This window comes from Thermoflexus sp., from assembly GCF_042408365.1.
In the GTDB taxonomy this organism is placed as follows: Bacteria; Chloroflexota; Anaerolineae; order Thermoflexales; family Thermoflexaceae; genus Thermoflexus.
Genome location: NZ_JBHOQJ010000088.1, coordinates 1 through 6,403 on the forward strand (window position 1 = coordinate 1; position 6,403 = coordinate 6,403).

Sequence of the window (6,403 nt, forward strand, 5' to 3'; positions counted from 1 at the left end):
CCTGGCTGAAGCGCTACCTGGGCCTGGATGAGGGAACCATTCAAGGGGTACTCCCTCAGGCCCTCCGGCGCAATCGGGCCAAGCTGTTGATCTTCACCCGTTGGGTGCTGGTGATGGCCCACTTCGAGCGGGCCCTCTATCGCAACCCCCGCCAGGACCTCAACCGGCTGTGGTGGGATCTGGTGGAGGAATTCCAGATGGTCCCCCGCCCGGAGGGACGAGATGCGCCGGACTGGGCGGCAAAGATCCACTTCAGCGTGGCGCCCGTTTATTACCATAACTACCTGTTGGGGGAACTGGCCGCCTCTCAGCTTCTGATGACGCTCCGGGCGCGCATCGGCGAGGACGAAACTTGGCTTGCCTCCCCGGAGACCGGTGCTTTCTTAATCCAGCGTTACTTCCGGCCTGGACGATCCGTGGATTGGAACACGCTCATGGTCTTCGCCACCGGGTATCCCCTTTCGCCGGAGCCCTTCGCCCGAGATCTCCAGGCGTGAGGGCGTTGTCCGTCTGGGTTTTGGAGATATTCAATGGAGGAGCCGATGACCCCTCCACCCTCTCTCCTCCCTCCAGCCCTTCGGGCTGTGGAGAGAAGGAGAGAAAACCCTTTGGGGATTGGTAGAGGCGGGCGCTAAAAGCGCCTTGAACCGAACGGAGGACAGATCGCTCGGACTGGGTTCCAGAGAGGTGCCATGGCTTCCGGGATTTCATGGCTTCAAGTCGCAACCGGCATCGGCCTGGCCGGGGTCCTCCTGGCGTTGACGTTCGCTTTCCTCGCCTGGCGGGAAGCCCGCGTGGCCCGCTATTTGATCCTACGCCGCGCCGCCAGCCGGCGCGCCAACCGCTGGCTCTGGACCGCGATCGCGCTGGCCGCCAGCCTCGGCGCCATGAACGGCCTCACCCGCTCGGGATTCCACTTGCCCTTCGAGATCCCCCCGCCCGGATGGACCGAATGGTTCTTCCCTTCCCCTACTTCTACTTCCACCCCTTCGCCGGCACCCTCTCCAACGGTTACGCCTCTTATAGAGATCTCACCAACCCCTTCGCCAACGCCGCTTCCGACCGCCTCCCCGACGCCTTCACCGTTGCCGTCCCCCTCGCCAACAGCGCTCCCCTATCCGCCTACCCTGCTCACGCCCCTGCCCGGCGCGGTTCCCGCACCGCCCGATGCCCGGTTCTTCGATCTGGTGTTGACCGATGCCTGTGATGCGCGGGGTCGTCCGATTCGCATCGCCACGCCGCCGCCCACCACGTTCCCGACCGGGACGACCCGCATTTGCGGACGGTTCCGAGTGGAGAACATGCCCCGCGGGGCGGCCTGGACCGTCGCCTGGTATCGGGATGGGAAACTGGAGGACAGCAGCACCCTCCTGTGGGATGGGGCGCCGGGGCTTCCCGGCTACATTTACAATACCCGGCCGGAAGGCTTCCCGCCCGGCCAGTGGGAGATCCGCATCTATATCGAAGATCGCCTCCAGGTCCGCATGCGTTTCGAGGTGCGATGAAGGAAACAAGGAAAGGTGGAAGGCCCCACCTTCCGGTCCCTTTACCCCGCGCAGCAGCTCAGCCGGGCCACGTCCCTTACGAAGCCCTGGGCGGCCAGCTTCAGGCCTTCCACCCAGGTGAGATACGGGAAGAGCGTGTTCCCCAGATCGCGGGTCGTGTATCCCCCTTTGAGTGCCAGCACACCGGCCTGAATGACCTCGCCCGCCTCCGGCGCCAGGACGTGGACGCCCAGCAGGCGGTCGGTCTCCGCGTCGGCGACCAGCTTGATCAGGCCCCGCGTGTCGAAGGCCACCCGGGCCCGGGGGACGAGATCCAGCGGGAGGAGGGAGACCTTCGAGGCGTAGCCCTGCTCTCGCGCCTGGGCCTCGGTGAGCCCTGCCGCGGCCACCTCGGGATCCGTGAAGGTCACCCGTGGGAGCGCAGATAGATCCAGTGTTTTGTGGTTCCCCAAGAGCGCGTTCTCCGCGGCCACCATGCCGCTGGCCGCCGCCACGTAAACGAACATCGGCAGGTTGGTGCAGTCCCCCGCCGCGTAGATGGTCGGATGGGCCGTCTGCATGTAGGGCGTGACAGGGATCTCCCCTTTGGGGCCCGGAGCGATCCCGACCGCCTCCAAGCCCAGCCCCTCGGTGTTCGCCTGACGCCCCGTGGCCACCAGGACCCGCTCCGCGGAAACCGCATCCGCCCGCCCGTCCTTTTCGAAATGGACAAGCGCGCGGCCCTCGGATCGCTCCACCCGGAGGATCCGCACGCCGGTGTGGAAGACCATACCTTCCTGCTCCAGGTAACCCTGCAGTGCCGCGCTGATCTCCGGCTCTTCGAAGGGAACGATGCGGGGGAGGGCTTCCAGTACAGTGACCGTCACGCCGGCCCGGGCGAAGACCTGCGCGAGCTCCAGACCCACCGCGCTGGCGCCGATCACGATCAGGGAGCGGGGCAGCTCCCGGAGGGAGAGGGCCTCCGTGCTGGTGAGGTATCCGGCCTCCGCCAGGCCGGGGATGGGGGGCGCCCACGGCCGGGCGCCAGTGGCCAGGATCACCCGGGCCGGGGCGAAAGTCTCCCCATTGACCGCCACCGCCCCGCCCTCGATGAGGCGGGCCCGGCCCCGGAGGAGCGTGATCTGGGGATAGGCGGCCAGCACCTCCTCATATTTCTCCCGGCGCATCGCGGTGACGAGGGCCTCCTTTTGGGCGATCAGGGCCGCCCAATTCAAGGCTCCTCGCGCGGTGGTGACCCCCTGAAAGCCGTGGGCCCCTGCCCGGTGGTAAACCGCCAGCGCCCGGATCAGCATCTTAGAAGGGACACACCCCACGTTCACACAGGTCCCACCTAAGGTCCCTGCCTCCACCATCGCCACCCGAGCACCCAGCTCGGCGGCGCGGATCGCAGCGGCGAAGGCCGCCGAGCCCCCGCCGATCACCATCAGGTCGAAGCGGCGATCCCCCTCAGGGCCCCGGCTGGTTTCCACCGGCTCGCTCCGGATCACCCGGGCGCGATAGCCAGCGCGCGCCACGGCCTCCTCCAGCGCCTCGCTGGGGATCTCGCCCGCCGCCACGACCTCCGCCTTCCCGGCGGACCAGTGGGGCACGTGGGCTGAGAGCACACCGGGCACCGAATGCAGCGCCCGCGCTACGTGCCGGGCGCAGTCATCGCAGGTCATCCCCTGCACTGCGAGTTCCAGACGGATTGGCATGCGCGATCTCCTCACTAAGCTCACCCCAGGAAGGTTCGGGGGATAGAGATTTTGTTCATCCTTTGTATCCCTATCCCGGGGATGGGGATCTTGGCTTAATCGTAAACAAAAAATGCAGGGCTGTCAACAATCAGGAAGACGGTGTGGGCTGCCCCATGGTCGACGCCAGCAGCCAACCAGCCGGGTGGGCAAAGCCAGCGGCTCTCTTAGGGGGCCTTTATGGAACCAGGGGCGGAGGTCGGCGTCAGCGTCTTCTCCAGAGACCACCCACCAGCCTTCATCACTTCGACGGGGATGGCCTCTTGATCCGGATAGAAGACCAGGCGGGCGCGTCCCTCGAGGGCGTCGAGCACATCCCCCATGGCGTCCGCGAGGGCCACGGGACGGCCCAGGGCGCGGGCGATGTCCAGTGGGGTGCGGTCATCCAACGAGATCCCCTCGGGATGATCGAACATGATCCGGGGCAATACCACCAGATCCCCCAACGGACGGGCCGCCAGTTGGGCGATGACATCTTCCGCCATCAGCAGCCCGGCCACCGTGATCGTCTCCCCCAACCGGTGGTTCACGATTGGGACCACCTCCAGGACTGCCCCAGTACGCCCGCTGAAATCCGCCGCCGTCCGAGCCAGGACCGGGGCGAAGAGGGTGCCGGTGACGAGGGTCGCTCGACACCCCGCGAGCGTCCTCCCCCGCCGCTGTAGGGCGCGCTTCACCCGCCGGTAATCCTCCAGGAAGTCCCGCACCATCCCCAATCCGTTCTCCTGCAGCCGCAGCCCATCGTAAGCAGCCTTCGAGGGAACCGGGCGCCCGGTGAGGAGATACCATTCATCGGTGGCGTGGACGAAGCGGACCCCCAGGTGGCGCCGGAAGGCCCGCTGCCATGCGTGGATCGCCCGCAGCACCCGCCGGGCTTCCTCCACGGTGTTCGGGCGCACACCGTAGCGCTGGAAGCGGGTGACACCCACCGGCACCACGCTGACGGAGCGCACATGGGGCCACAAAGCCGCCAGATCGAAGACGCTGCGCTCGAGGTGTTCCCCATCGTTCAGGCCCGGGGTGACCACGATTTGGGTGTGCATCTCGATCCCGTGATCCGCCAGCCAGCGCAGCTGGGCCATGATGTCGGGGGCGCGCGGGTTGCGCAACACCCGCCGGCGGACCTCCGGGTCAGTGGCGTGGACGGAGATGTAGAGCGGGGAGAGGCGCTGCTCCACGATGCGCCGCCAGTCGCGTTCGGTGAGATTGGTCAGGGTGATGAAGTGCCCGTACAGGAAGGAATAGCGGTAATCGTCGTCCTTGATGTAAAGGGTGCGGCGCATCCCCTTCGGGGTCTGAAGCACGAAACAAAAGGTGCACAGGTTGTTGCAACGGCGGATGTCGACGTCGAACGTGGGATGGGCGAAGATCAGCCCCAGGGGCTCCCCTTCGGCCCGGGGGCCGCTGAGGGCCCGCCGCGCCCCATCACGGAGGACCTCGATGGTTACGTGATCCTCTGCGGCATAGAAATGGACATCGATCACGTCCTCCACGGGATGTCCGTTGACGCGCAACAACACATCTCCAGGCCGGACCCCCACACGAGCCCCCCAGCTATGGGGGTCCACATGAAGGATCAACCCGGCCGGCTCTTGGGGGCGCGGCCGGTCCGGGACGCAGAATTCGGGCGGGACGAACAACGCGGAAGGCATCGAGTCTCCCTGTCTTTAAATAGCCATCACCGCAGAGGGCGCGAAGTAAGCGAAATCGAAGCGGATGGGATCCCCCGCCTCGCGGCCCGGGATCGGCATGAGGCGCGCGGTGAGGGGCTTCCCCAGGCGGGCGCTCAGGGCCCGCACATCTTCCAGCACCCGCGCCAGGGCCGCTGCAGAGACCGAGCCGGGCAGCGGGACGGTGTCCAACCCGGTCCCACAGACGGCCGAGCACAGCAGCAGGTCGCTCAACCGGAGGCGCCGTTCCGCCGCCCGCTGGGCCAGGACCGCATCCTCCAGGACCGGAAGCATGATCCCACAAAAGCCGGTTCGAGGGAAATCCGCCCCCTGCACCGCCGTGGCCAGCCCGGCCACCGCCGCGAGGGTCCCAGCCTCACCGAACGGGACGCCGCTCAGAAGCTCGATGGCGGTCCCGATGCTGCGCTCGGGGTCTGGAAAGGGAGCCAGGGAGAAGTCGATCCCTGCGAAGCGGGCGGCGAAGGCCGCCACGGTCGGACGAAGGAGGTCGGCAAGGCGCCGGCCGGCCGCTTCCACCTGGGCCTGGAGCATGGCCAGCGCCGCCACTGGATCCTGAGCCGCCCGGGCGGCCTCCACGGCCAAATCCGCCGCCTCGGTGGCCACCCCCAAGGCCATCGGCCCGCCATCGTGATAGGCCGCCGGGAAGAAGGGGCAGAGCGGGGGGACGCCCGCCAAGGCCGCGAACCGCAGGTTGGCGAACCCATCTGGGGCCACCTCGGCGTTCTCCCGGACGATCCGCGCCGCTGTGGTCACCGCCTCCCGCTCCGCCAGAATCAGCGCTGCGAAGGTCCGCTCGGTCTCGGCGAAGAGGCGGGGGATGGACGGCGCCAGCGACCCCAGGGGGCCCAAGCTGAGGTAATCGAACCCAGCCTCCCGGGCCATCGCCTCCCACTCCCGAGCGTAGCCGAGGAAATCCTCGGGACGGACGGAAGGCTCCGGCGGCGGCAGCGCCAGACGTAGCGTTTGAACCTCATATCCAGCCGAATCGAGGGCCTCGCGGGCCGCCCGGGCAAGATCCCCCGCCCGGGAAACGGAACGCGGATCCGAAGGGATGAATACAGTGATGGCACGGATGCGCATCCCAACCTCACTTTTGAAGGCATGATTGAGCAGGACGCCTTGTCCTCCAGCAGGTTGCCCCTTCATTTTGCCCTCCCTCTGGGTTTCTCTCAAAATCCCTATAGGCGGCGATCGCTGAGCTCAGCCGCGCTGGGTGCAATGGGATTTCAAGCTCTTCCAGCCTTCGACGTCCATTTTTAAATTTGGGCTTTTCGGGGGCTGGGCCGGGGGCCTTCGATCCCCAGCAGATGGGCTTAAGCGAGGGAAAAATGACCGAGGTCGTGACGGTGGACCCTCAACATCCGGATCCCGAGGTCATCGCCCGGGCGGCCGGGATCCTACGGGCGGGCGGGCTGGTGGCTTTCCCGACCGAAACCGTTTACGGGCTGGGTGCGGATGGCCTGAACCCGTTGGC

At 67.1% G+C, this 6,403-nt stretch carries 5 protein-coding genes and 1 pseudogene; 3 read left to right on the plus strand and 3 right to left on the minus strand.

The genetic code is table 11. The features are described 5' to 3' along the window. Both ACFMO5_RS03675 and ACFMO5_RS03680 read left to right on the plus strand, forming a co-directional pair. Positions 1 to 497 (plus strand): annotated as a pseudogene (locus ACFMO5_RS03675) (peptidase M3); the annotation flags it as partial. A gap of 195 nt (positions 498 to 692) precedes the next feature. Continuing rightward, on the plus strand, positions 693 to 1,505 hold the full coding sequence (locus ACFMO5_RS03680; protein ID WP_376791410.1) for a hypothetical protein: 813 nt from the start codon (positions 693 to 695) through the stop codon (positions 1,503 to 1,505). Between the two features lie 41 nt (positions 1,506 to 1,546). Here the strand turns inward: ACFMO5_RS03680 and merA are convergent, their stop codons facing one another. From merA to ACFMO5_RS03695, 3 genes are all read right to left on the minus strand, one after another. Then, the gene (gene merA / locus ACFMO5_RS03685; RefSeq protein ID WP_376791411.1) at positions 1,547 to 3,199 is read right to left on the minus strand and encodes a mercury(II) reductase; all 1,653 of its coding nucleotides are present in this window, start codon (positions 3,197 to 3,199) and stop codon (positions 1,547 to 1,549) included. A 206-nt stretch (positions 3,200 to 3,405) separates the two neighbouring features. Next, complete coding sequence (locus ACFMO5_RS03690) at positions 3,406 to 4,890, minus strand: DUF512 domain-containing protein (RefSeq protein ID WP_376791412.1); 1,485 nt, start codon at positions 4,888 to 4,890, stop codon at positions 3,406 to 3,408. Between the two features lie 15 nt (positions 4,891 to 4,905). After that, complete coding sequence (locus ACFMO5_RS03695; protein ID WP_376791413.1) at positions 4,906 to 6,009, minus strand: DUF711 family protein; 1,104 nt, start codon at positions 6,007 to 6,009, stop codon at positions 4,906 to 4,908. Between the two features lie 248 nt (positions 6,010 to 6,257). On the opposite strand from ACFMO5_RS03695, the gene ACFMO5_RS03700 reads away from it, so the two are divergent. Then, positions 6,258 to 6,403: L-threonylcarbamoyladenylate synthase (locus ACFMO5_RS03700; protein ID WP_376791414.1), on the plus strand; the 146-nt coding region annotated here is incomplete at its 3' end.